Origin of the sequence: Corynebacterium sp. HMSC074A01, assembly GCF_001831515.1 — a bacterium.
In the GTDB taxonomy this organism is placed as follows: Bacteria; Actinomycetota; Actinomycetes; order Mycobacteriales; family Mycobacteriaceae; genus Corynebacterium.
The window spans coordinates 52,092-74,461 of record NZ_KV825601.1; the positions used below are offsets into that span (position 1 = coordinate 52,092).

Below are 22,370 nucleotides of genomic sequence, written 5' to 3' on the forward strand. Positions count from 1 at the left end.
CAGCCATATCGGCCATTCGTGCAGCACATTGACCATTTTCCCAACAACCCTGGGCCAACCCTAGAAATTTCCCTAATGCAAGCCCCTGGCACCCGGGGGCATCATTGCTGCCAGCCGACTCGCAGTGAGTCAGATCACGTTCACGACAGAGTTTGAAAGGGGCCACCCGATGACGGCCGCGACATCCGCACGAGACATCCTTTCCCGCGCACTCGACGACCGCCCGGAGGAGGGCATCGTCCGCGTCAACCGCGAGATCTTCACCGATGAGGAGATCTTTGAACTGGAAATGAAGTACATCTTCGAGGGCAACTGGCTCTTCCTCGCCCACGAATCCCAGATCCCCAACCCAGGCGACTACTTCACCACCAACATTGGCCGCCAGCCGGTGGTGATCACCCGCTCCAAGGACGGCGAGCTCAACTGCCTGATCAACGCTTGCTCCCACCGCGGCGCAATGCTCTGCCGCAAGAAGGTAGATAACCGCCTGACCATCACCTGCCCCTTCCACGGCTGGACCTTCTCCAACGACGGCACCTTGATCAAGGTCAAGGACGAAAAGGACGGCGGCTACCCGGATAACTTCAACACCGACGGCTCCCACAACCTGCGCGTTGTACCGAAGTTCGAGTCCTACCGCGGCTTCCTCTTCGGCTCGCTGAGCGCCGACGTCGTCCCGCTCGAGGATCACCTGGGCGACGCCAAGGTCTTCTTGGACATGCTCATCGACCAGTCGCCGGAGGGCCTCGAGGTGCTCAAGGGCGCTTCCACCTACACCTTCGACGGCAACTGGAAGCTGCAGGCAGAAAACGGAGCCGACGGCTACCACGTCTCCTCCACCCACTGGAACTACGCGGCAACCACCTCACGCCGCACCACCGGCGACTCCAAGAACGACACCAAGGCGATGGACGCCGGCAAGTGGGGCGAGCAGGGCGGCGGCTACTTCTCTTTCCCCAACGGCCACCTTGCACTCTGGTCGACCTGGTCCAACCCGGAGGACCGCCCGCTCTTCGACCGCCTGGACACGCTCAAGGAGCTCCACGGCGAGGCCCGCGGCGAGTTCATGGTGGGCGCTTCGCGCAACCTGTGCCTGTACCCGAATGTCTACATCATGGACCAGTTCTCCACGCAGATCCGCCGCTTGGAGCCGAAGGGCGTCGACCAGACCGAGGTGACCATCTACTGCATCGCCCCCAAGGGCGAATCGGCTGAGGCGCGCGCAAAGCGCATCCGCCAGTACGAAGACTTCTTCAACGCCACCGGTATGGCCACCCCGGACGATTTGGAGGAGTTCCGCTCCTGCCAGAAGACCTACCAGGCATCCTCTTTCCCCTGGAACGACATGACACGCGGGCAGAAGCAGCAGGTCGAGGGCCAGAACGAGAAGGCCAAAGAGCTCGGCATGAACACGGTGCTCTCCTCCGGCGCCCGCACCGAGGACGAGGGTCTCTACCCCATCCAGCACGGCTACTGGGAAGAAGTCATGCTGAGTGCGATCGAGCGCGAAGAGTCCGGCGAGGCTAAGGAAGTAGCTAATGACCGGGACTCCTCAGCGGCGACCGTCGAAAAGGCGAAGCAGCGCGCCGCAGCCAAGGCCGCAGCCGCCTCCGAGCGCCCAGCACGTCGCCGTCGTCGTAGGTAGCCAGCCCCCTCAACTTTTCAAGGAGAACCCCCATGTCACAGACCATTTCCCGCACCGAGATTGAAGACTTTCTCTACTACGAGGCGCGCCTTCTGGACGACCGCAACTTCGAAGAGTGGCTCGAGTGCTACCGCGAAGACGCCGAGTACTGGATGCCAGCCTGGGACGTTGACGACACGCTCACCCAGGACCCGCAGCAGGAGATCTCGCTGATCTACTACCCCACCCGCGCGGGACTGGAAGACCGCGTTTTCCGTATCCGCACGGAGCGCTCCTCGGCAACCTCGATCCCGGAGCCGCGCACCAACCACAACATCACCAACGTGGAAATCCTCGAGCGCCGCGACGGCGAGGTGGATATCCGCTTCAACTGGATCTCCTACTACTTCCGCTACAACCACACCGACCACTACTTCGGCACGACCTTCCTCACCCTGGATACCAGCGGGGAGAAACTGCGCATTGCGAAGAAGAAGATCGTGCTGAAGAACGACTACATCCACCACGTCGTGGACATCTACCAGGTCTAAGGAGCCCACCATGACTGCACCAGAAATCACCCAGTACAAGGTTGCGCTCGCCTTCGAAGACGGTGTCACCCGCTTCATCGATTGCGCCGAAGACGAGACGATCGCGGATGCCGCCTACCAGGCCAAGATCAACATCCCCTTCGACTGCCGCGACGGTGCCTGCGGTACTTGCAAGGCGTTTTGCGACGCCGGCGACTTCGAAGAAGGCGACTACGTCGACGACGCCCTGAGCGCCGATGAAGCTGCCGACGGCTACATCCTCGCCTGCCAGACCAAGCCGCTGACCGACATGGTCGTCCACATCGCCTCAACCTCCGAGATGGCCAAGACCGGCACGCAGACCTTCGAAGGCGAGATCGTGGATCTCACCCGCCTGGGCAGCTCCATCTACCGCCTCGGCGTGAAGGTGGACAATAACGAGGCGCTTAACTTCCTGGCCGGCCAGTACGTCAACATCACCGTCCCGGGCAGCGAGGACCACCGCTCCTATTCCTTCTCCTCGGATGTCTCCGACGACGTGGCGACGTTTTTGATCAAGCACACCCCGAGCGGGCTCATGTCCACCTACCTGGATGAACGCGCAAAGGTGGGCGATCGCCTCAAGCTGGAAGGGCCGGTCGGTTCCTTCTTCCTGCGCGAGCCGCTCGACCCGATCCTGCTGCTCGCGGGTGGTACCGGACTTGCCCCCATCATGGCAATCCTGGAGAAGCTCTCCCGCGACGAGAAGCTCGACGTGCCGGTGCGTCTGATCTACGGTGCAACCTTTGCCGACGAGCTGGTGGAGCTGGAGCGCCTCGACGGGTTCAAGGAAACACTCCCGGACTTCGACTACACCACCGTGCTGGCCGACCCGGAGGCGGAGCACGAGCGCAAGGGCTACGTCACTGACCACTTGGATGCTTCCGAGCACCTGCACGATGGCGAGGCCGACGTCTACCTGTGCGGCCCGCCGCCGATGGTGGAAGCCGTGCGCACCTACCTGGAAGCACAAGCCACGCCGCCGCGCAACTTCTACTTCGAGAAGTTCAACCCGACCGTGCCATCCGCGCCCAAAGAGTCGCAGGAGGTGTAAGCACAAGTGGCTGGACACCACGAGACGCAAAGTGAAGTGGGCGCAGTTCCCGCCGCCGATGTGGACGACCAGGCCACCGGCCTGTTCACCCCAAGTCGCTTCCGCCACCAGAGCGTACTGATTACCGGTGCCGCCCAGGGCATCGGCCGCGCGGTGGCAGAGCGAATCGCGCGCGAAAACGGCTCAGTGTTCCTAGTGGACCGCTCCGAGATCGTACATGAGGTCGCCGAGTCGCTCTGCGAGCTCACCTGTGGCGCGGTTGGCTCGGCCACAGCGGATCTGGAGACCTTCGCCGGAGCGCAGGACGCGGTGGCGCAGGCACGGGAGGCCGTCGGCTCTCTCGACGTGTGCATCAACAACGTGGGCGGCACGATCTGGGCCAAGCCCTTCGAGCACTACTCGGAAGAGGAGATCACCAAGGAGATCAACCGCTCGCTGTTTACCACCCTGTGGTCAGTGCGCGCGGAGCTACCGGAGCTGATTGCCAACGGCGGCGGCACGATCGTCAATGTCTCCTCCGTGGCCACGCGCGGGGTCAATCGCGTGCCGTACGCAGCCTCCAAGGGCGGGGTGAACGCGCTGACCTCAGCGCTTGCGCTGGAGGCGGCAGAGAAAAACGTCCGCGTCGTGGCCACCGCCCCGGGCGGCACGCTCGCCCCGGAGCGCCGCGTGCCGCGTGGCCCGGGCCCGGAAGGCGAGCAGGAAAAGCAGTGGTACCAGCAGATCGTGGATCAGACTATCGATTCCACTGTGATGGGCCGCTACGGCACGCTCGACGAGCAGGTCGCGCCGATCGTGTTCCTCGCCTCCAAGGAGGCCAGCTACATCACTGGTTCCGTCCTCCCCGTTGCGGGCGGCGACCAAGGTTAGCGTAAGTTACACAACATGCAGGATGGGATGTTAACTGAGTCATACCTCGAGCGGGAGATCCAGCATGCACTGCTCTCCCTACCTGAGGGCGTCGGCTACGCCGCCCTAGTCTCTGGCCCAGCAGGGGCGGGCAAGTCCGACATGGTGGCACGGCTGACTACCCCGTTGACCGACTGGAAGAGAGTCCAGGTTGGCGCACTCGAGTGGGAGCAGGACAACGAGGGCTACATCCAACGCATCGTGGAAGGCCGACTCGGCCACCCACTTGTCCCCGCCCCGGATGAGGGATACGACCCGGCGCCGCTGATTTGCGTGGATCACGCGCAGTGGGCTGACCGGGCGTCGATACGTGCCCTGCTCAGCGCGGTCCGCTCGGTGTCTGCGGGTAACGCTGCGCTACTGCTTACCGTCGATTCCGACGCGGACCCGCTCGAGCTGCGCAGCGCAGTCGACGCGGTCTTTGAGATCCCGCCAATGGACACCGGCGAGGTGCAGCGCTTCATATCTCAAGCGGTCGGCGCAAGTATCACGGCGCAAACTGCCACGCAGATGCGCGTGATCACCGGCGGCAATCCCGCCTATGTTCGCCAGCTGCTGGGGCAATATCCGGCGGACCACTGGAGCACCGAGGCCCCACTTTTGCGCGTTCCCGACGACTGGCACGCCGCACTTTTGCGCCGCTGCCCAGAGGCGGAGCAGCGGAAAATGCGGGAGCTTCTTCTCGCCACTGCGCTGGTCAGCTACGACGATGGCCCCCAGCCGCTTACCCTTTTAGAGTCCATCCTGCCCGGGATGGAGGAGACGTTTTCCGCCGCACTCAACGCCGGAGTACTGGGTATCCACCTGTTGGGTGGACAGCGCTTCGTCTACTTCCGCCACACCACCGATCGCGCCGCCGTGCGCGCCGGCGCCGACATCCCGTTTATGCGGGCGCTCCACGCAAAAGCCGCCACGTTCTATACCAACCGCGGTAACCTGAACGCGTCTACCTTCCACTGGGCGCAGAGCCAGCCCGCGCGCGATCCGAACGTCACCCGCGCGCTGCTAGAGCGCGCCGCCGCACTCGGCAGGGCCGGGCAGTGGTTAGACGCCGCCCGTTTCCAGCTGCTCGCAGCTACCATTGCCCAGAACGTGAACTTGGAGGAACGCCACACGCTCTCGGCCGTCGAGTCCCTCATTTCTGGCTCCGATATCCGGCAGGCCAAACTGCACGCGTCCACATTGCCGGCCACGGATGTCGACCCGCACGTCGATTCGGTCCGAGGCTTCTTGGCCATCCATGAGGGCCAGCGCAACGCCGCCGACACGCTGCTGGAACGCGCCTGGAACGAGGCAGGCAAGGCAGAGGAGACAGCCCCGCTGCGGGCGTCGATAGCCGCGCGCCGCACGCTGTTCCACCTGCACGAGTGGGAGCCGGAAGAGATCATCCGGTGGGCGAATATCACCCGCCGCGAAGCCGGCGAAGACTTTCTGACCATCGCCGACACCCGCTACCTTTCCACGATGGCCGAAGGCGTGCTGCGCGGCACGATCCCTACTTACGAAGAGGAGCCGCGTGAGACTCCGGTGCTCGCGTTTCGACGCGAGATGACCCTGGGCTGGTTCAACACAGTCCACGACAATCTCGCCGAGGCACGGCAGCGCCTCCAGGTCACCACCCGGCAGGAGGGCGCGCACCGCATCGTGGTGTGGATGGATGCGTGGCTCGCCCGCACCCTTTACTTGCTGGGCGAACCGGGCAACGCGCTGCAGGTCGTCGAGCGGGGACTCTCCCGCGCGGAGCAGCACGGACTTGAGTTCCTCTCCCCGCTGCTGCTGTGGACGGGCACCGCCTGCGCCCAGCTACGCGGTGAGCACTCGCTGGCTGCCTCGTATACCAACCGTCTCACGCTCAACGAGGACGCGTTCGTCATTCAGCGGGTTCCCGCGCTGCTCACCCAGCTGCGCAGCGCGCTTGCGAAGAGCGATTACCGCACGGCGGTACGCTTCGGCCGTGAGCTCGCCGTCATTCAGGAGCGCACGGACATCTCCCAGCCCGGCTTCTGGCCCTGGGAGGACCTCTACGCCCGGGCACTTTTGGCCACCGGGGAGCACGAGAAGGCAGAGGCCGTGCTCGAGGAGGCCGAGGCGCGCGCTGCGACAAGCCACATCGACTCCGTCCACGCGCGCCTGGCCGTGCCGCGCGCCAATCTCTTGATCCAGCGGGGCGACACCGCAGCTGGGCTGCGCACCTTCCAGGACGCGGTCGAGCGCCTGCAGTTCCGGCAGCTGCCCGCGGCCGAGTCGACCTTGTTATTTGCCTATGGGCGCGCTTTACGACGCCTCGGGCGACGCAAGCAGGCCGACGACGCACTCGCCCAGGCCTCTTCTCTCTTTCAAGCGATGGGCGCGCACGAACTCGTCGCCCTGGCGGACCGAGAGCGGCGCGCAGGCGGGCTCGGCGAGCGGGTCAATGGCTTTGCCGGGCTGACCCCGCAGGAGGAAGAGATCGCCCGGGCGGTGGCGACCGGCGCTTCAAATAAGGAGGTGGCAAACGAGTTCTACCTTTCCACCAAGACTGTGGAATACCATTTGACCAGGGTGTACCGGAAGCTTGGGATCCGTTCCCGCAACGAGCTTGCGAGCGCACTCGAACGTAAATAAGACATATCGAAAGGACACACACATGCTGTTTCTCGCACGAATGGACGTCACCTTCCCCGAGTCCCTGACCCCTGAGCAGGTGGCCGACTTCCAGGCACAAGAAAAGGAGTACTCGGGCAACCTCCAGCGCCAGGGCACCATGAAAGGTATCTGGCGGGTAGTTGGCGAGTACTCCAATTATTCGATTTACGACGTTCGTGACAACGATGAGTTGCACGCCGTGCTCTCCGGGTTCCCCATGTACCCCTACATGAAGATTAAGGTCACCCCCTTGGCCGACCACCCGAACGTGACGGACGCCGTGGCGTACTAGCTGGCGCTAGTGGGCGCTACGGCTGGCCGCTGCGATCGCACGGAGAACAGTGTTGGTCTCGTGGGTCAGGAAGATCTTCCAGAACTTCATTGCACTTCTCCTTTCAATTCGCCTGTTGTTAACTTTGTGTTAACCATAGGGAATTAGTTGGTGGATGTCAAGCATTGTGCCACGCCTACTATCGGAGAAAACAATAAAACACCCCGCCGACCACGGAAAACGTGGTTGACGGGGCGTCGATAATTGCGGGCCCTACCTCGCAGCTACACGGCAACCTCGAAAGGAGCCTCGGTTGCCTCGCGGACGGACTCGACGGTCTCGCCCGGCGCGACCTCGAGCAGGGTGAGCCCCTTCATCGGATCCACCTTGAAGACCGCAAGGTTGGTAATGATCAGGTCGACACACTTCGCGCCGGTCAGCGGCAGGCGGCACTCCTCGAGCACCTTGGATGCGCCCTTTTTGGTGGTGTGCTCCATGAGCAGGATGATTTCCTTGGCGCCGTGGACCAGGTCCATCGCACCGCCCATGCCCTTGACCATCTTGCCCGGGATCATCCAGTTGGCCAGGTCGCCATACTGGGAGACCTCCATCGCGCCGAGGACGGCGACGTCGATCGCGCGGGAGCGAATCATGCCGAAAGAATCGGAGGATGAGAAGAAGGAGCCGCCGTTGGCCACCGTGATGGTTTCCTTGCCGGCGTTAATCAGCTCCGGATCCACCTCGTCCTCGTGCGGGTAGGCACCGACGCCGAGGATGCCGTTCTCGGAGTGCAGCACCACCTCGATCCCCTCGGGCAGAAAGCCCGGGATCAGCGTGGGCATACCGATGCCCAGGTTGACGTACTGGCCGTCGCGCAGCTCCTTCGCTGCGCGTGCCGCCATTTCTTCGCGGTTCCAGCTCATTTACTTGCTCACCGTCCTAAACTCGATGCCTGTTTCTTGCGGGCCAACCTCAACAACGCGGTCAACGTAGATACCGGGCAGGTCCACCTCTGCCGGGTCGATGGTGTCCACGACTTCCTCCGCCTGGACGATGGTGGTCTTGCCGCAAGTGGCAACGTCGGGGTTGAAGTTGCGGGCCGTCTTATTAAAGACGAGGTTGCCGTAGCGGTCCGCCTTCTTTGCGTGCACAAACGAGAAGTCCGGGGTCAGCGCCTCTTCCAGCACGTACTGCTCACCGTTGAACTCGCGGATCTCCTTCGGCTTGGAGTACTCGGCGATCGAGCCGTCCGGGTTGTAACGCACCGGGATCTCGCCGCTAGCCAGCGGGGTGCCCACGCCCGCCTTGGTGTAGAAGGCGGGCACGCCGGCGCCGCCTGCACGCATCCGCTCGGCAAGCGTGCCCTGCGGGGTGAACTCCACGGTGAGCTCACCCTCGAGGTACTGGCGCGCGTACTCCTTGTTAGTCCCCAGGTAGGAGCCGATGGAGCGGGCGATCTTGCCGTCCTTCAGCAGCAGGCCAAGGCCAAAGCCGTCGGTTCCCAGGTTATTGGAGATGATGGTCAACTCACCGGCGCCCTGCTTACGCAGCGCGTCGATGAGACGGGCAGGGATGCCGACGAGACCGAAGCCGCCGACGGCGATCGAGGCGCCGTCGCCGATATCAGCCACCGCCTCGTCGATTGATGTCACAACTTTGTTCAGCATGACTCCACCCTAGCGCCCGTTCGAAGACTGCACAAGGGTTCTCAACGCGAACATTTTTGGAGTACAGTGGGATGCAGCGCACATTCCAGTGCGCAATGTGCCCCGTGACATGGCGCGCAAAAACGCCCCTGAGCTGCAAAAAGGAGACCCGATGCAAGTACAAACCGTGCAGTCGCTGGTCCGTGGTCTTGCGGTCATCCGCGCTTTCGACGCCGAGCACCCCCGTCGCACCCTCGCACAGGTTGCCGACGCGACCGGGCTCGCCCGCGCGACCACGCGCCGCTTTCTGCACACGCTCATCGCCGAGGGCTACGCCGCCACCGACGGTGCAGAGTTCTGGCTCACCCCGAAAATGCTGGAACTGGGCTACGCCTACCTCTCCAGCCTCGGGCTGCCAACTATCGCGCAGCCGCATCTGGAGGCGCTCTCGCGCACGCTCAACGAGTCCTGCTCGCTGTCCGTGCTCGACGGATCTGACGTGGTTTACGTCGCGCGCTCCGCGGCCAGCCGCATCATGAGCGTGAACATCACCATCGGCACCCGCTTCCCAGCGCACGCGACCTCCATGGGGCGCGTCCTCCTGGCGGGGCTCGACGATGCGCAAATTGACGAGTACCTCGCCGACCCCCTCGAACCGATCACCCCGTCGACCATCACGGACCCGGACACCCTGCGCAGCGCGCTGCGCAACATCCGGGATGCCGGCTGGTGCGTGGTGGATCAGGAGCTCGAGGCGGGACTGCGCTCGATCGCCGCCCCCGTACGCGACTCCACGGGCAGGACGGTCGCCGCGGTCAACGTCTCCACCCACGTGGCGGCGCACCCCTACGAACAGCTTGTGGACAACCTCTTGCCGCAGCTGCTCAACACCGCCGAGGCCATCACCCGTGACCTCATGGCCACGCACAACAACGTCTAATCCCTGAAAGGACTACTCATGAACCAGCCAGAGATCGTCATTTGCAACCCGAAGCGCACCGCAGTCGGCCGCTACGGCGGCGCGTTTGTCGGCGTGCCTGTCCAAGAGCTCGCCGCGACCGTCGTCACCGAGGTCATCAAGGAGGCGGGCATCGAAGGCTCGCTTATCGACGACATCATCCTCGGCCAGGCCTCCCCCAACGGTGCCGCGCCTGCCCTGGGCCGCGTGGTCGCCCTCGACGCAGAACTGGGCGTAGACGTCCCCGGCATGCAGCTGGACCGCCGTTGCGGCTCCGGCCTGCAGGCAGTGGCCACTGCCGCAGCCCACATCGCCTCCGGCGCGGCCGACCTGATCATCGCCGGCGGTGCCGAGTCCATGTCGAACACCGAGTACACGGTGGACGGCAAGATCCGCTGGGGTGCCAAGGGCGGCAACCTCGAGTTCAAGGACCGCCTGCAGGAGGGCCGCGAGCAGGCCGGCGGCAAGCACCACCCGATCCCGGGCGGCATGATCGAGACCGCCGAGAACCTGCGCGATGAATACTCCATTGCCCGCGACCGCCAGGACACACTCGCCGTGAACTCCCACAAGCTCGCCGCCGCAGCCCAGGAGGCGGGCAAGTTCGACGAGGAAATCGTCCCCGTCTCTGTCCCGCAGCGCAAGGGCGACCCGATCGTGGTGGACAAAGACGAGCACATCCGCCCGAACACCTCCACCGAGTCCTTGGCCAAGCTGCGCCCGGTCATGGGTAAGAAGCTGGACGGTGCCACCGTGACCGCCGGCAACGCCTCCGGCCAGAACGACGGTGCCGCCGCCATGATCGTGACCACGCGCGAGAAGGCCGAAGAGCTGGGCCTTAACCCGGCTGCCGTCCTGCGCGGCTGGGCCGTCGCCGGCGTGGCCCCGGAGACCATGGGCATCGGTCCGGTCGCCGCGACCGAGAAGCTCTTTGACCGCCTCGGTATCTCCTTCGACGACATCGATCTCATCGAGCTCAACGAGGCCTTCGCCGCCCAGGCCCTGGCGGTGCTGGACGCCTGGGGCATCTCCGAGGACGACCCGCGCGTCAACCCGGTCGGCTCCGGCATCTCGCTCGGCCACCCCGTGGGTGCCACCGGCGCCCGCATGCTGGTCACCGCCTCCCACGAGATGCAGCGCACCGACGCCAAGCGCGCCCTGGTGACCATGTGCATCGGCGGTGGCCAGGGCTTGGCCGCGGTGATTGAGAAGGCGTAAACCGACGAGCAAGGGACGGTGTAACCCTATGACAGCGCCCCATCTCACAGCGCTCGGAGCCATTGAGCGCCCGACGCGCCAGCGCCCAAGCCTTAGAGACATACGGCGCGACCTCGGCCCGCTTGAAATAGGCAACGGGCTGGTCGCGCTCATCTTCTCCGCCTCGGGTCCGATCGCCGTCATTCTCGCGGCAGCGACGGCTGGCAACCTCTCACCAGACGAGACCTCATCCTGGATTCTCGGAGCCTTCCTGGGCAACGGCCTGCTGACGCTGTTTCTCACCTGGCTCTATCGGACGCCGTACGCGTTCTTCTGGACGATCCCCGGCACAGTACTTGTCGGAGACGCGCTCACGCACCTCGCGTTCGCGGAAGTCATTGGCGCGTACGTCGCCACCGCGGTGCTCGTCTTCCTCCTCGGCTGGACTGGCCTCATCGGAAGATTCATGGCGGTGCTGCCGCCCACCATCGTGCAGGCGATGGTGGCGGGTATCTTCCTCCACTTCGGACTCGGGCTGATCGAAGTGGCTATCGACGACCCACCGATCGTCCTGCCGATGATCCTGGTGTTTGTCCTGCTCTCCATCAATCATCCGGCGGTGCAGGGCATCGCGCGCTTCGCCCCGGCCGTTGCCGTGGCCGCCATCGTCGGCACCGCGCTCGCGTTTATGCTCGGCCGGGTCTCGGAGGGCATCCTCGACAACGGGATCTTCGCCCAGTCGGAGCTGATCATGCCGCAGTTCAGCTGGGCAGCCATGGTCGAGCTGGTGTTGCCGCTGGCCATCACAGTCGTGGTGGTGCAAAACGGCCAGGGTGTCGCCGTGCTCACCGCGGCCGGGCACAGGCCGGGCGTGAACTTGGCCTCGGCAGCCGCCGGACTGGTATCACTCCCGATGGCTTTCATCGGCAACGTAACGACCTGCCTGGCCGGCCCCACTAACGCCTTGATTGTCTCTGGCCCCAATCGCTCGCGGCACTACGCCGCAGCGATGGTCACGGCCATCGGCGCGATCGCCGTCGGGTTGGCGTCGCCAGCGTTCGTCGGCTTCATGCTGGCCATGCCGGCGTCCTTCATCGCAGCACTCGCGGGCATTGCGATGCTGAATTCGCTGAAGAATGCCTTCCTCGCAGGCTTTTCGGGCCAGTACCCCTTCGGCGCGCTGGTGTGCTTTTTGATCACGGTCTCCGAGTTCAAATTCCTCAGCATCACCTCTCCCTTTTGGGGCCTGATCATCGGGTGCGCGATCGCGTTTCTCATGGATGATCGCGCGTCGAAGTAGATTGCGGCTGCCTTGCCGGATGGGCAATCCACCGGGATACTCGGTGCCATGAACAATTCCAAGATGGATCTTCTGCTTGGCATCCTGGCGATTGTCGTCGCCGGGCTTGCCGTCGTGTTCCTCTCCGGCTCGATCGGCGTGTTCACGGCGATCGGTGCCGCGCTCGTCGGGGTGGTGCTGCTGATTCGCGCGGCTCAATCGGAAGGCGACGAAGCGCCTGCCGATCCCCTGCACCTGGAAAACAGCGAAGAGGCGGGCTTCGACTGGGACGCGCACTACCAGCGCGAATTCGGCAACCCCGACGACAACCCGTACAGCCAGCGCTAATAGTCATATCGCTGCCAGTGCGCAGCACGAGGGTCTTCTCAAGCCGCCGCCTGATCTAGAAAACGAGACACGTTGTACGGCTTTCCCTGTGGACGGCCGCTTTCACGACGCTGTACGCGCTGCCCGCGCACAGCGACTCGATGTGTGTTGCCCCCGTTCCAAGCGCGTAGACAGACATTGCCCATGAGGCAAGGCATGCCTTAGAATACTTTCGTTAGGTTAGCTATGCCTAACTCGATATTCTTTAACCATCTACGGAAGGTGCAACCTTGGCACTCTTTACCTCTCGTCCCTTCAAGGCAATCGCAGCCACTGTCACCGCGGCATTCATGCTTGCCAGCTGTTCGAGCGAAGCAAGCGGCCCAACAGCCGCTCCCGAAGCTTCCGATGCCAACGGGTCAGACGAGCGCATCGTGGCACTGGGTCTTGGCGACGTCGATACGCTCCTTGCCCTGGGCGAGCAACCGGTCGGTTACGCCACCTGGGAGCAAGAGGGCTCGGGCGATCCCTCCGGACTTGGACCGTGGGCCAAGGACAAGCTCACGGTCAACCCGAACCCAATCCGTGATACCACCACCGAATTCAGCACCGACACTGCGGAAAAGGTGGCCTCGCTCAACCCGACACAAATCATTGCAGTAAACAGCGGTCTCGAGGACGACAAGAAGGCACTGCTCGAGCAGATCGCGCCAACCACCTTCCACTCGGATGAGTACCAGGATTGGCAGGTCCCTTGGGATGCACAGGTCAAAGAGATCTCCAAGGCCGTAGACAAGGAAGACGAAGGTCAAAAGCTTATCGACGACGCCGAGCAGGCATTCGAAGACTTCCGCGAAGCACACCCAGAGCTGCAGGGGAAAACAGCGGTCATCGGCATGCCTTACGACGGGAAGTTCGGTGTGTACACCGCTGGCGACGGCCGCGGCTCCTTCATCGAAAAACTGGGCTTCAAGATTCCGGAGAAGTTCAACGGTGATGGCTCCAGCTTCTTCCTCGACTGGTCGCCCGAGAACTACGCAGATTTCAACGACGTGGACTACCTCTTCGTGTTGGACTACTACGGCGCGATCGATGCGCTGAAGAATGACGAGAACTTCATGGACCTTGACGTCAACAAGCGTGGCGGGCTCTATTGGCTCGACACCGACACGGCCAACGCAATGAGCATGCCCAACCCCCTCACTATCCCGTACGCAATCGAGCAATTCGAGCAACAGCTCTAGGCATTTCAGGGGAGGGTGCCTACCGAGGGACGACCAGTGGGCCACCGCTCACTGGGTCTGACGCCACAACCGCAGGCAGATCGAAAACGCGGCTCAGCAAAGACTCCGTGACTACCTCGGTAGGCGCACCGACCGCACGAACCTCGCCACGACGCATCACGATGAGCTGATCCGAGTAGCGTGCGGCGAGGTTCAAATCATGCAACACCATGAGCACAGTTCGCCCCTCCTGATCAGCGAGGCGACGTACAAGCGACAAGACCTCGACGGAGTGAGACAAATCGAGGTACGTCGTCGGCTCGTCCAAAAATACAAGCGGAGTGTCCTGCGCTAAGACCATCGCGATCCAGGCGCGCTGGCGCTGTCCGCCAGAAAGCCGCTCGAGCGGACGGTCTGCAAACTCTGCAATATTGGTCAGCTCCATCACTGCATCGACCGCACGCGCATCCTCAGCAGAGGCCTGCCGTAGCCAGGACTGATGCGGGTGGCGTCCACGGCTGACTAAGTCACGGACCGTGAGTCCCTCGGGGGCGACAGGCGTCTGTGGCAGTACTGCAAGCTGGCGCGCAATCTCGCGGCGCTTCAGTTTCGCCGTGTCCACGCCGTTCAGCGTGACCGTGCCACCCTCGCATGCAATAAGCCCTGCTGTAGCTCGCAACAGCGTTGACTTGCCGCAACCATTCGGACCGATGATTGTGGTGACCCCACCTTGAGGCACGTCGAGGTCAATGCCGTCAACAATGACGGAAGCGCCATAACTCACCTTGAGATTTCGAACTTGAAGCATCATACGGACACCTTTCGTGTTGCACGTAGCAGCGTGTAGAGCAGCGCTGTGCCACCAATCGCAGTTGTAGCTATACCTACCGGCAGGTTCCCGGGCACCAGGGTGCGCACCGCTAAGTCAGCGCCGGACACGATCGCCGCGCCAGCGAGCATCGCTGTTCCTAAAGGCGGCGTTGCTGCTTGCGTGATCTTGCGTCCGATCTGTGGCGCAACAAAGGCCACGAAAGCTATCGGGCCAGAGGCTGCGACGGCCACCGATGCCAGCACTACAGCCATGAGCATGAGGATGAGTTGCATATGCCGTGGCTCCACCCCGAGGCCAGCAGCCGTATCCTCGCCTAATGAGAGTGCCTGAAGATTGAAGGCTGCCCAACGCAAGAGCGGAACGACGACTGCCAGCGCAATGAGTACGGCGAGTGCATCGCGCCAGTTCGAAGAACCCACCGAACCGGTGATCCACGCCTGCGCTTTGCCTACATCGCGATAATCGGCGCGAACGAGCAGGAACGAGTTGTAGGCCATCGCTAACGCGTTGATGATGATCCCGGCGAAGACAAGTTGGAAAGATCCGAGACCCGCGCCACGGCTCAGCCACCAGATTGCCGCAGACACTGCCAATCCACCGAGGAACGCACTGAACGGGACCCCCAGAAGATGCAGCAGCATTCCGGAGCTTCCACCAGCAAGTAACGCAGTCAACGCGAAAGCGGAGGCACCCGAGGTGACGCCCAGAATATCTGGGCTCGCCAATGGATTCCTCGTGATGGTCTGGAAGATCGCCCCCGCAAAACCCAGCGCAGCTCCTACTCCCAAAGCTGTCACTACCCGCGGCAGACGCCACTCAATAATCACCGTACGAGCCAATTCCGTGGTTTGGCCCATGAGCGTAGAAACAACATCCCGGACCGTAAGCTCGAAGTCTCCGACCATGACACCCCCAAGGGCCGCGGCGAGAGCCAACACCGCAAGGACACCATTCGTCACGAAAACCCGCATCACAGTTTCGCCCCTTTACGCAAAAGGTACAGGGCGAACGGGGCGCCAACAAAGGCGAGCGTGATACCCACCTGCAATTCGCCGGGCCTGGCGATGATGCGTCCGATAACGTCGGCAAGCAACAGCAGCGATGCCCCCGCCAGCGCGGAACACGGCAGCACCCAGCGGTAATCTGGCCCCGTAAAGGCGCGCACTAGGTGCGGAACGACCAGGCCGACGAACCCGATCGGGCCCGCCCCAGCCACCGCGGCACCAGTGAGCAATGCAACGACGATGATGCCCACGGCCCGCGCGATGTTCACTCTCACGCCAAGTGCACTGGCCACGTCGTCTCCCAAGTTCAGGAGGTTCACCTGATGTGCCGTGCCAAAGGCGAGCACAAGCCCTAGGAGCATCACCGGGGCAAGCACCGCGACTACCTGCATGTCGCGCCCAGCGATAGCGCCCGCTGTCCAAAACCGCATCTCATTGAGGCTTTGCGTATTCGTCAGCACGATACCACTGGTAAGCGCACTACAGACCGCGCCCAGCGCAGACCCTCCGAGCACGACCATGATCGGGGACGATCCCAGGCTCCTCATGCTAAGCGCGAACACGAGCGCCACCGCGAGTATTGCGCCGAGGAAGCCCACTCCAACAGTGCCCAACACCGTCATGGAGCCGTGAAAGGAAATAGCTGCCGCCACTGCGAGCGCCGCACCGGGCCCTACGCCCAGCAGGTTTGTGTCTGCGAGCGGGTTTCGGGTGTGGCCCTGCAGCAGCGCCCCCGCTGTACCTAGCGCTGCCCCTACCAACAGGCCGAGCAGGGTGCGCGGAACTCGAAGTTGTGCGATGATCTTCGCCTCGTCGCTGGCCGCCTCGAGTTGTTCGGCGCCTCCCGAGAACGCCAGCGTGATTCCGTCGCGAACCGCGCTCACCGTTGCCCCGAACCCCATTTCGCGCGCCCCGAACAGAAGCGACACTAATGCTGCGCACACGGTGAAAGCCGCAAGGAAAGCGACAAGCCCTACACGTTTATCCACGTTGTAACCCCGTTATCGCCAGTACCCCATAAACGACACGTGGTGGCGAGGCACACCCGCTTCTTTCACCAGGAGCCGCCGCATCGCCGTCACAGCCGTGCTCTTCCCTGCGATCCAGTAGTAGGTATGCCCTGCAGTACCCGAAGCGGGGGCGATAGATTCACCGCCGCTGGAGTACGTGGGTGTCTCCCAGACCATGTCGAGAAGGGCCTCATCAACTGGCTCTAGTCTTCCAGCTCCCGAAGATACTGAGACACAGCGAGATGCGACATCGTCTTGCAGTTGTGCACGAAGTAAATCCCCGTGGTCGACGTCGCGGTGTTCGCGGAAGTGCCAGCGGACGTCGACCTGCGCAGGGGCGTCGATGGGCACATGGTTGCCGGCCGGTACCTCAATGTCAGCAGACCCGGCGAGGCCTCCGGGCCAATCCTCCAAGATGCGGGCTATTGCTGGAAGCGCGGTTTCGTCACCATAGAGGCATGCCATTGCTGCAGACCCCGGATTGAATTCGATGCCAACACCGGAATCATCGTCGCGGGTCGGCCCAATTATCAGGAGCTGCTGGCCAGGTTGCGCGTCCTCCGCCCATGCCGAGGCGGGGCCGGGGTTGTCACTGTGCAGAACAAAATCCACATCCAGCTCATCCGGTTCACCGGCGCATCGCCGGAATTCTCGAATCGAGTAGGTACGGAGGTGCCCGCGCGTGTGCTCCGGCATACCGCGCCACGCGTCCCACCACCCTTCCTCCGGAAGGCTGAGCACTCCACTGGCGGGCGGGATCAGCAGCTTGATGCGCAAATCCCTGATAGGTACGGCAGGCCCCATTGCATCGACCCCGGTGAACGTCACTCGTTGGAAATTCGGCGCGACGCGTTCACTACGGGCGACGGTTGCAAGGAAAGGTCTAAAACTCACCCTGCAGATTATATAGGATTGCCTTACCTAAAGGAAGAAGGGCGGGCGACCGGACCCTTTAATACCCATGCGCCTGGTTCAGTGCCTCGCCGTGCCCGAAGTGCGGGCGCAGGTGGTTATCAAACAGGGACAGGACCGCACCGATGGCCATCTGCATGTTCAAGCGCTGGCGGACGCCCCCGCCTCAGCAGGACCCAACGTTCACACAAATTGCGAACATAGCTGCAACAGTCAAGCACGAAAACCACTGCTGAGCCCAGCGCACAGGAGGCCGTCTCCCCTGCCGCGGATACGCTGGTCGCCAAGCTGATGCGGGAAGACGTCTACGCCCTGTCGCCGAACGACACGATCCGCCATGCGCTGCACATGTTCGTGGACAAGCGGATTTCTGGCGTGCCGTTGCTTAGCGACGACCGCACGCTGGCCGGTTTCGTCTCAGACGGGGACGTACTCGACGTGATCGGCGACTCCGTGCCGGCCTTCACCACGCCGTACGCGCTGCTCGCACACAACGACTCGACAGAGTTCGGTACTGACGTGGCCGCTGTTCTCGGCCGACCGGTCTCGTCGTTAGCAACGATGACTCCGTCGTTCGTCGTTGGCATCATCAATCGCTCCGACATCAACCGCTACCTCGTTTCGACGTTTGTGCCGGTCGCTGGGTAGCGCAACGCAACGGGCCGGAGCCTGAGAGTTGTTGGAGAGTTGTTTGAAACAACTCCAAACAACTCTCAAACAACTTCACCTCAAAACAATCCAGTAAATGCACTGTTTCTGCAGCTCAACATAGTTGTTTTGAGTTGTTCTGGGTTGTTTTGCTGACGGTCTGGCGTCTCTGGTTAAGTAGAAACCCATCGGACGCCTGGCCCCCGCTTAGGGCTATCGTGAGCGATCTTTGCTTTACCCAAATCTCTAAGGTGCCGGAGGAGCCGACTTACCGATTGCCTCTCAACACCTAATTCTTCAGCAACTTCACGAGCATTCAGAGCATTCCCTTCACGGAGCTGAGCGATAATCCAGTCCTCCGTCGTTACCGCACTGACTACAGAGGATGCTTCACCGTCAAAAGCGGCTCTGGCTTGCGCGGACAATATCCATTCAGGAGCATCCCTCAGCTGCTCCAGGAAGCCCTGCCTTGCATACCATCCTAAGGTTTCCTGGGCCTGCGCCTCCGAGACTTGCATAAGCCGAGCTGCAGTAGAAGTCATCAAGATCTGATTATTTGCCAAATGGCGTGTAACCAAGAGTCCATTCACACTATCGAAAATGGCATCCCCAAATGTTGAACGCAGCTGATATAGCGCCTTGATGAAATCTTGATCCACCTCACCAGAAGGCAAAGTAACCTCAACAAACGGCCCATCAGTGTTCAGACTCGGGGTTTGCCTGCCGCTTGAGAGCATAGAGACCCACATGCGGTCGAAACCGCGCGACGATTCCTCAGCGAGACTCAACTGCCTTAAAGCCCCCATGAGCACTGGGTTCCGCGGAATAGATTGGGTGGTCAAAATTCTTTCTTTACGAACACCCACTGGAAGGCTGCCAGGAGACCACACTGTCAAGCTGGTGGGAGACTGGTCTACGACTATTGCTGCGGTAGCTCCCCAATCGCGGTGAGCAAACGCATTGGAAACAACTTCGTCAACCGCCATCGTCGGGAACGCAGGAATCGGGAACTCCTGCCCATTCGGGAGCTGGACTCGAGCGATTTCCTGAGATGTATGGTCCGTGATGAGCGCGCGGAGGCGTTCGGAAGCTGTAATTAACGGTGCCGAGATCTCGGTCACCTTTGGATCACCACTGGGCACCTCCCGAAGAAGGTGACGAACTACCGACCGGTTATTTAACGGCTGCATGAAGAGTATTTCCGCTGCGAAAGTCAGTCCTCCATCAGGCTTTAGCAGGCCTAACTCACTGCATAGTTCGAGCCCCGTCCGCGGAACCGGTGAGCTGTCACCCAAGGCTTTTTCCGATTGGCTAGGAGAACTCTCGCCCGCTCGACGGCTTGCAGATCCAATTCTTCAGGCCCTCGCCTCGACGCCATAGCACTGAAATCTGGATTGGCGCGTGCCAGATGGATACTCCGACGCTCGTCTTCCCCGAGTGGGACACAGCTTTTCCCTACACGCTTGCTCGCTTGACCTTTGGATCGTTGGTAGAGCGCCATCCCTCGCGGAACACGCAAGATTATCAAACGCGCATCGCACCACTGGATTTCAAAAGCTTCTACTTGGATATGTGGCTGGGTCTTACTGTAGATCTTCTCCACCAACCAGTCGCAAGCACGGTCAGTTCCAGTAAACGCAGATGGCCCCGACTTCTTGTCGTTAACACCAAGGACGATGTATGCGACTCCGCCATCCGCGTTGGAAAAGCAAATAACTTCGTCGACGAGAAATTCTATTAAGCCCGCATCGGGATTCTTGTTCATCGGATGCACAGCGGGGTCTTCCTTGAAGTCCAATATCTGCGATTCCCTACTGCTGGCGTTCTCACCAGCTTCAATCGCAGAAAGCGCTTCCCTTACAACCTCAAACTCCGCATCGACCATGCAATGAGCATAACAGGAGTAATACACGAGTTGTTTGAAACAACTCAAAACAACTCTGAAACAACTTCCGCTCACAACGACCCAGTAAATGCGCTGTTTCTGCAGATCGACATAGTTGTTTGGAGTTGTTCAGAGTTGTGCATTACTCACCGCATTGCCCTGACAACTCACGCCACGCGGGATTCTTTCGCCCCGCGCCACGTAATGATCGCGCCGGCCGCAGCAATCAACGCAATGCCTGCTGCCATGGAGCATGTGATCTGGTCCCCAGAGAAGGCCCAGCCCACAATCGCGCCGATAACCGGGTCCAGCGCGAAAAGCGTGCCAACAACCGCCGCCGAGACAATGCCGGCAGCGATCGTGTCCATAACAAAAGGGACCACCGCGCCGATGAAGCCCGAGAGCACAATGGTGCCCCACATCGAGCCGTGCACATGCGGTGCCGTGGAAACAGCAAAGGGCGCAAGCACGAGCGCCGCGACGACCACCGACAGCGCCAAATCCGGCATCCCGCCGCCCTCGGCATTACCCATACGGGCAGCGAAGAGGGTGTAGATACCGAAGAACGCCGCACCAACTGCGGCAAAAGCAACGCCGACGATGTCAAGGTCGTTGGAGGGTTGGGCGATCAGGGCGACGCCCACGAACGCGGCGATGGCCCACAGGCGGGAGCACCACATCTTCAGGCCAAGAAAAGAAACGACGCAGGGGCCGAGGAAGTCGATGGTCACGGCCACACCCTGCGGAAGACGGGCGATGGCCTGGTACAGCATCACGTTCATCAACCCGATGGCGACGCCGTAAACCACGATATTGATCACCCGGGCGCGCGTCATACCCGATAACCGCGGCCGGAACAGCAGCACCATAATGACGGCGGCAGCGGCCATGCGCAGGCCCGAGACGCCCGGCGCGCCCACCGTCGGCAACATGTCAGTCACGAGCACCGCCGCGGCCTGGGTGCCAATCGATCCGATGAGCACCAGAAAAATGGGGGCTGCGGGAAGCCCGAAGAAGAAGTCTACGCCCCGTCGGGAAGCGGCATGCTGTCTCTGTTTATGGGACACCCACGCAAGATTAGTGCCCGCGCGCCTGGTTCAGCGCCTCGCCGTCTTCGAAGTGTGGGCGCAGGTGGTTATCAAACAAGGAGAGCGCCGCGCCGATGGCCATGTGCATGTCCAGGTACTGGTAGGTGCCCAGGCGACCACCGAAGAGCACCTTGTTCTCGCGGGATTCTTGTGCGGCGAGCTCGCGGTACTTCTTCAGCTTCTCGCGGTCCTCGGGCGTGTTGATCGGGTAGTAGACCTCGTCGCCGTCCTCGGCGAAGCGGGAGAATTCCTTCACAATCACCGTTTTGTCGGCAGGATAGCTATCCTGCCGCTCCGGGTGGAAGTGGCGGAACTCGTGGATGCGGGTGTACGGCACGTCCGCGTCGTTGTAGTTCATCACCGGGGTGCCCTGGAAGTCGCCGGTCTCCAGCACTTCGCGCTCGAAGTCGAGGGTGCGCCAGCCGAGGTGGCCCTCGGCGTAGTTGAAGTACTGGTCGACTGGGCCGGTGTAAACCACGGGCGCGTCGGGGGATTCGGCGCGCAGCTCGTCGCGGACGTCGAAGTAGTCGGTGGACAGGCGGACGTCGATAAGCTCATGCTCCGCCATCTTCTCCAACCAGGCGGCGTAGCCGTCGACCGGCAGGCCCTCGTAGGTGTCGTTGAAGTAGCGGTTGTTGAAGGTGTAGCGCACTGGCAGGCGCGAGATGATTTCCGGCGGGAGCTCGGTGGGGTCGGTCTGCCACTGCTTGGCGGTGTAGTGCTTCACAAAGGCTTCATAGAGCGGCTTGCCGATCAGCGCAATGCCGCGCTCCTCCAAGTTAGTGGCGGCCGCCGGGTCCTTGCCCTCGCGCTGCTCCTCAATGAGCTTGCGGGCCTCGTCCGGCGAGTAGTAGCGGCCGAAGAACTGGTTGATCAGGCCGAGCCCCATGGGGAACTGGTAGGCGGTGCCGTCGTGCATGGCGAAGACGCGGTGCTGGTAGTCGGTGAACTCGGTGAACCGGTTGACGTACTCCCACACCCGCTTGTTGGAGGTGTGGAAGAGGTGCGCGCCGTACTTGTGCACCTCAATGCCGGTGTCCGGGTCCTTTTCCGAGTAGGCGTTGCCGCCGAGGTGGTCGCGCTTCTCGACGATCAGCACGCGTTTGCCCAGCTCACTCGCGGCCTGCTCAGCCACGGTCAACCCAAAGAATCCGGATCCGACAACGATGAGGTCATAAGTCATGGCCCCAATCTTTCCACATATATGCGGCCTGAGCTCGCCCCACGACACGCCGAAAGTCTCAAGACTTACTTTAGACTTGAACTTCCTCTACACTGCACAACAGATAACTTTCTTCACATTTGCCCC

The 22,370-nt window shown here is 62.1% G+C and carries 22 protein-coding genes; 12 read left to right on the forward strand and 10 right to left on the reverse strand.

The window, feature by feature from the left end; translation table 11 throughout:
* Nucleotides 1-169: 169 nt before the first annotated feature.
* Genes benA through catC form a run of 6 tightly spaced genes read left to right on the forward strand, consistent with a single transcriptional unit; the run spans nucleotide 170 to nucleotide 7,073 of the window.
* Nucleotides 170-1,645: a benzoate 1,2-dioxygenase large subunit gene (gene benA, locus HMPREF2550_RS02750; protein WP_070789557.1), complete on the forward strand. Its 1,476-nt coding sequence runs from the start codon at nucleotides 170-172 to the stop codon at nucleotides 1,643-1,645.
* Nucleotides 1,646-1,677: 32 nt separating this feature from the next.
* Nucleotides 1,678-2,175, forward strand: a complete 498-nt coding sequence (gene benB, locus HMPREF2550_RS02755) for a benzoate 1,2-dioxygenase small subunit (protein WP_070762931.1) — start codon at nucleotides 1,678-1,680, stop codon at nucleotides 2,173-2,175.
* 10 nt (nucleotides 2,176-2,185) lie between these two features.
* Entirely contained in the window at nucleotides 2,186-3,247 is a 1,062-nt protein-coding gene (gene benC, locus HMPREF2550_RS02760) for a benzoate 1,2-dioxygenase electron transfer component BenC (RefSeq protein WP_070762930.1), read from the forward strand.
* Nucleotides 3,248-3,307: 60 nt separating this feature from the next.
* Nucleotides 3,308-4,117 (forward strand): 1,6-dihydroxycyclohexa-2,4-diene-1-carboxylate dehydrogenase, encoded by an 810-nt coding sequence (locus tag HMPREF2550_RS02765; protein ID WP_070762940.1) that lies wholly within the window; start codon nucleotides 3,308-3,310, stop codon nucleotides 4,115-4,117.
* A gap of 27 nt (nucleotides 4,118-4,144) precedes the next feature.
* The gene (locus HMPREF2550_RS02770; RefSeq protein WP_070789559.1) at nucleotides 4,145-6,760 is read left to right on the forward strand and encodes a LuxR family transcriptional regulator; all 2,616 of its coding nucleotides are present in this window, start codon (nucleotides 4,145-4,147) and stop codon (nucleotides 6,758-6,760) included.
* Between the two features lie 22 nt (nucleotides 6,761-6,782).
* On the forward strand, nucleotides 6,783-7,073 hold the full coding sequence (catC, locus tag HMPREF2550_RS02775; RefSeq protein WP_038592875.1) for a muconolactone Delta-isomerase: 291 nt from the start codon (nucleotides 6,783-6,785) through the stop codon (nucleotides 7,071-7,073).
* Between the two features lie 263 nt (nucleotides 7,074-7,336).
* On the opposite strand, the gene HMPREF2550_RS02780 is transcribed toward catC, so the two are convergent.
* Together HMPREF2550_RS02780 and HMPREF2550_RS02785 are read right to left on the reverse strand one after the other, a co-directional pair.
* A complete protein-coding gene (locus HMPREF2550_RS02780) occupies nucleotides 7,337-7,975 on the reverse strand; it encodes a 3-oxoacid CoA-transferase subunit B (protein ID WP_070762928.1) in 639 nt (212 codons plus the stop codon).
* A complete protein-coding gene (locus tag HMPREF2550_RS02785) occupies nucleotides 7,976-8,719 on the reverse strand; it encodes a CoA transferase subunit A (protein ID WP_070762927.1) in 744 nt (247 codons plus the stop codon).
* A 151-nt stretch (nucleotides 8,720-8,870) separates the two neighbouring features.
* Between HMPREF2550_RS02785 and HMPREF2550_RS02790 the strand changes: the two genes are divergently transcribed.
* From HMPREF2550_RS02790 to HMPREF2550_RS02810, 5 genes are all read left to right on the forward strand, one after another.
* Nucleotides 8,871-9,638 (forward strand): IclR family transcriptional regulator domain-containing protein, encoded by a 768-nt coding sequence (locus HMPREF2550_RS02790; RefSeq protein WP_141757801.1) that lies wholly within the window; start codon nucleotides 8,871-8,873, stop codon nucleotides 9,636-9,638.
* A gap of 18 nt (nucleotides 9,639-9,656) precedes the next feature.
* A complete protein-coding gene (locus HMPREF2550_RS02795; protein WP_070762925.1) occupies nucleotides 9,657-10,874 on the forward strand; it encodes an acetyl-CoA C-acetyltransferase in 1,218 nt (405 codons plus the stop codon).
* Between the two features lie 28 nt (nucleotides 10,875-10,902).
* Nucleotides 10,903-12,153 carry a benzoate/H(+) symporter BenE family transporter gene (locus tag HMPREF2550_RS02800; protein ID WP_070762924.1) on the forward strand — a complete coding sequence of 417 codons (1,251 nt, stop codon included), beginning with the start codon at nucleotides 10,903-10,905 and terminating at the stop codon, nucleotides 12,151-12,153.
* Nucleotides 12,154-12,201: 48 nt separating this feature from the next.
* Entirely contained in the window at nucleotides 12,202-12,480 is a 279-nt protein-coding gene (locus HMPREF2550_RS02805) for a hypothetical protein (protein ID WP_070762923.1), read from the forward strand.
* Between the two features lie 269 nt (nucleotides 12,481-12,749).
* A complete protein-coding gene (locus tag HMPREF2550_RS02810; RefSeq protein WP_246817440.1) occupies nucleotides 12,750-13,703 on the forward strand; it encodes an ABC transporter substrate-binding protein in 954 nt (317 codons plus the stop codon).
* A 19-nt stretch (nucleotides 13,704-13,722) separates the two neighbouring features.
* Here HMPREF2550_RS02810 and HMPREF2550_RS02815 read toward each other — a convergent pair whose 3' ends face one another.
* Genes HMPREF2550_RS02815 through HMPREF2550_RS02830 form a run of 4 tightly spaced genes read right to left on the reverse strand, consistent with a single transcriptional unit; the run spans nucleotide 13,723 to nucleotide 17,422 of the window.
* Nucleotides 13,723-14,493, reverse strand: a complete 771-nt coding sequence (locus HMPREF2550_RS02815; protein ID WP_070762922.1) for an ABC transporter ATP-binding protein — start codon at nucleotides 14,491-14,493, stop codon at nucleotides 13,723-13,725.
* Nucleotides 14,490-15,485, reverse strand: a complete 996-nt coding sequence (locus tag HMPREF2550_RS02820) for a FecCD family ABC transporter permease (RefSeq protein ID WP_070789560.1) — start codon at nucleotides 15,483-15,485, stop codon at nucleotides 14,490-14,492. The genes HMPREF2550_RS02815 and HMPREF2550_RS02820 overlap by 4 nt, the downstream gene beginning before the upstream one ends.
* Complete coding sequence (locus HMPREF2550_RS02825) at nucleotides 15,485-16,507, reverse strand: FecCD family ABC transporter permease (RefSeq protein WP_070762920.1); 1,023 nt, start codon at nucleotides 16,505-16,507, stop codon at nucleotides 15,485-15,487. Before HMPREF2550_RS02825 ends, HMPREF2550_RS02820 begins: the two co-directional genes overlap by 1 nt.
* A gap of 12 nt (nucleotides 16,508-16,519) precedes the next feature.
* Entirely contained in the window at nucleotides 16,520-17,422 is a 903-nt protein-coding gene (locus tag HMPREF2550_RS02830) for a siderophore-interacting protein (RefSeq protein WP_070762919.1), read from the reverse strand.
* 309 nt (nucleotides 17,423-17,731) lie between these two features.
* On the opposite strand from HMPREF2550_RS02830, the gene HMPREF2550_RS02835 reads away from it, so the two are divergent.
* Nucleotides 17,732-18,088, forward strand: a complete 357-nt coding sequence (locus HMPREF2550_RS02835; protein ID WP_070762918.1) for a CBS domain-containing protein — start codon at nucleotides 17,732-17,734, stop codon at nucleotides 18,086-18,088.
* A gap of 173 nt (nucleotides 18,089-18,261) precedes the next feature.
* Here HMPREF2550_RS02835 and HMPREF2550_RS11780 read toward each other — a convergent pair whose 3' ends face one another.
* From HMPREF2550_RS11780 to glf, 4 genes are all read right to left on the reverse strand, one after another.
* Nucleotides 18,262-19,209 (reverse strand): ATP-binding protein, encoded by a 948-nt coding sequence (locus HMPREF2550_RS11780; RefSeq protein ID WP_168167678.1) that lies wholly within the window; start codon nucleotides 19,207-19,209, stop codon nucleotides 18,262-18,264.
* A 119-nt stretch (nucleotides 19,210-19,328) separates the two neighbouring features.
* The gene (locus HMPREF2550_RS11785) at nucleotides 19,329-19,973 is read right to left on the reverse strand and encodes an AlbA family DNA-binding domain-containing protein (RefSeq protein WP_083319747.1); all 645 of its coding nucleotides are present in this window, start codon (nucleotides 19,971-19,973) and stop codon (nucleotides 19,329-19,331) included.
* A gap of 167 nt (nucleotides 19,974-20,140) precedes the next feature.
* Nucleotides 20,141-20,956: an EamA family transporter gene (locus HMPREF2550_RS02840; RefSeq protein ID WP_246817437.1), complete on the reverse strand. Its 816-nt coding sequence runs from the start codon at nucleotides 20,954-20,956 to the stop codon at nucleotides 20,141-20,143.
* A gap of 94 nt (nucleotides 20,957-21,050) precedes the next feature.
* On the reverse strand, nucleotides 21,051-22,244 hold the full coding sequence (gene glf, locus HMPREF2550_RS02845) for a UDP-galactopyranose mutase (RefSeq protein ID WP_070762916.1): 1,194 nt from the start codon (nucleotides 22,242-22,244) through the stop codon (nucleotides 21,051-21,053).
* Nucleotides 22,245-22,370: the final 126 nt, after the last annotated feature.

Bases quoted from the DNA above. Each gene is read 5' to 3' on its own strand.
- benA (WP_070789557.1), top strand. From the start codon at position 170: ATGACGGCCGCGACATCCGCACGAGACATCCTTTCCCGCGCACTCGAC.
- benB (WP_070762931.1), top strand. From the start codon at position 1,678: ATGTCACAGACCATTTCCCGCACCGAGATTGAAGACTTTCTCTACTAC.
- benC (WP_070762930.1), top strand. From the start codon at position 2,186: ATGACTGCACCAGAAATCACCCAGTACAAGGTTGCGCTCGCCTTCGAA.
- HMPREF2550_RS02770 (WP_070789559.1), top strand. From the start codon at position 4,145: ATGTTAACTGAGTCATACCTCGAGCGGGAGATCCAGCATGCACTGCTC.
- catC (WP_038592875.1), top strand. From the start codon at position 6,783: ATGCTGTTTCTCGCACGAATGGACGTCACCTTCCCCGAGTCCCTGACC.
- HMPREF2550_RS02780 (WP_070762928.1), bottom strand. From the start codon at position 7,975: ATGAGCTGGAACCGCGAAGAAATGGCGGCACGCGCAGCGAAGGAGCTG.
- HMPREF2550_RS02785 (WP_070762927.1), bottom strand. From the start codon at position 8,719: ATGCTGAACAAAGTTGTGACATCAATCGACGAGGCGGTGGCTGATATC.
- HMPREF2550_RS02790 (WP_141757801.1), top strand. From the start codon at position 8,871: ATGCAAGTACAAACCGTGCAGTCGCTGGTCCGTGGTCTTGCGGTCATC.
- HMPREF2550_RS02795 (WP_070762925.1), top strand. From the start codon at position 9,657: ATGAACCAGCCAGAGATCGTCATTTGCAACCCGAAGCGCACCGCAGTC.
- HMPREF2550_RS02800 (WP_070762924.1), top strand. From the start codon at position 10,903: ATGACAGCGCCCCATCTCACAGCGCTCGGAGCCATTGAGCGCCCGACG.
- HMPREF2550_RS02805 (WP_070762923.1), top strand. From the start codon at position 12,202: ATGAACAATTCCAAGATGGATCTTCTGCTTGGCATCCTGGCGATTGTC.
- HMPREF2550_RS02815 (WP_070762922.1), bottom strand. From the start codon at position 14,493: ATGATGCTTCAAGTTCGAAATCTCAAGGTGAGTTATGGCGCTTCCGTC.
- HMPREF2550_RS02820 (WP_070789560.1), bottom strand. From the start codon at position 15,485: ATGCGGGTTTTCGTGACGAATGGTGTCCTTGCGGTGTTGGCTCTCGCC.
- HMPREF2550_RS02835 (WP_070762918.1), top strand. From the start codon at position 17,732: ATGCGGGAAGACGTCTACGCCCTGTCGCCGAACGACACGATCCGCCAT.
- HMPREF2550_RS11785 (WP_083319747.1), bottom strand. From the start codon at position 19,973: ATGGTCGATGCGGAGTTTGAGGTTGTAAGGGAAGCGCTTTCTGCGATT.
- glf (WP_070762916.1), bottom strand. From the start codon at position 22,244: ATGACTTATGACCTCATCGTTGTCGGATCCGGATTCTTTGGGTTGACC.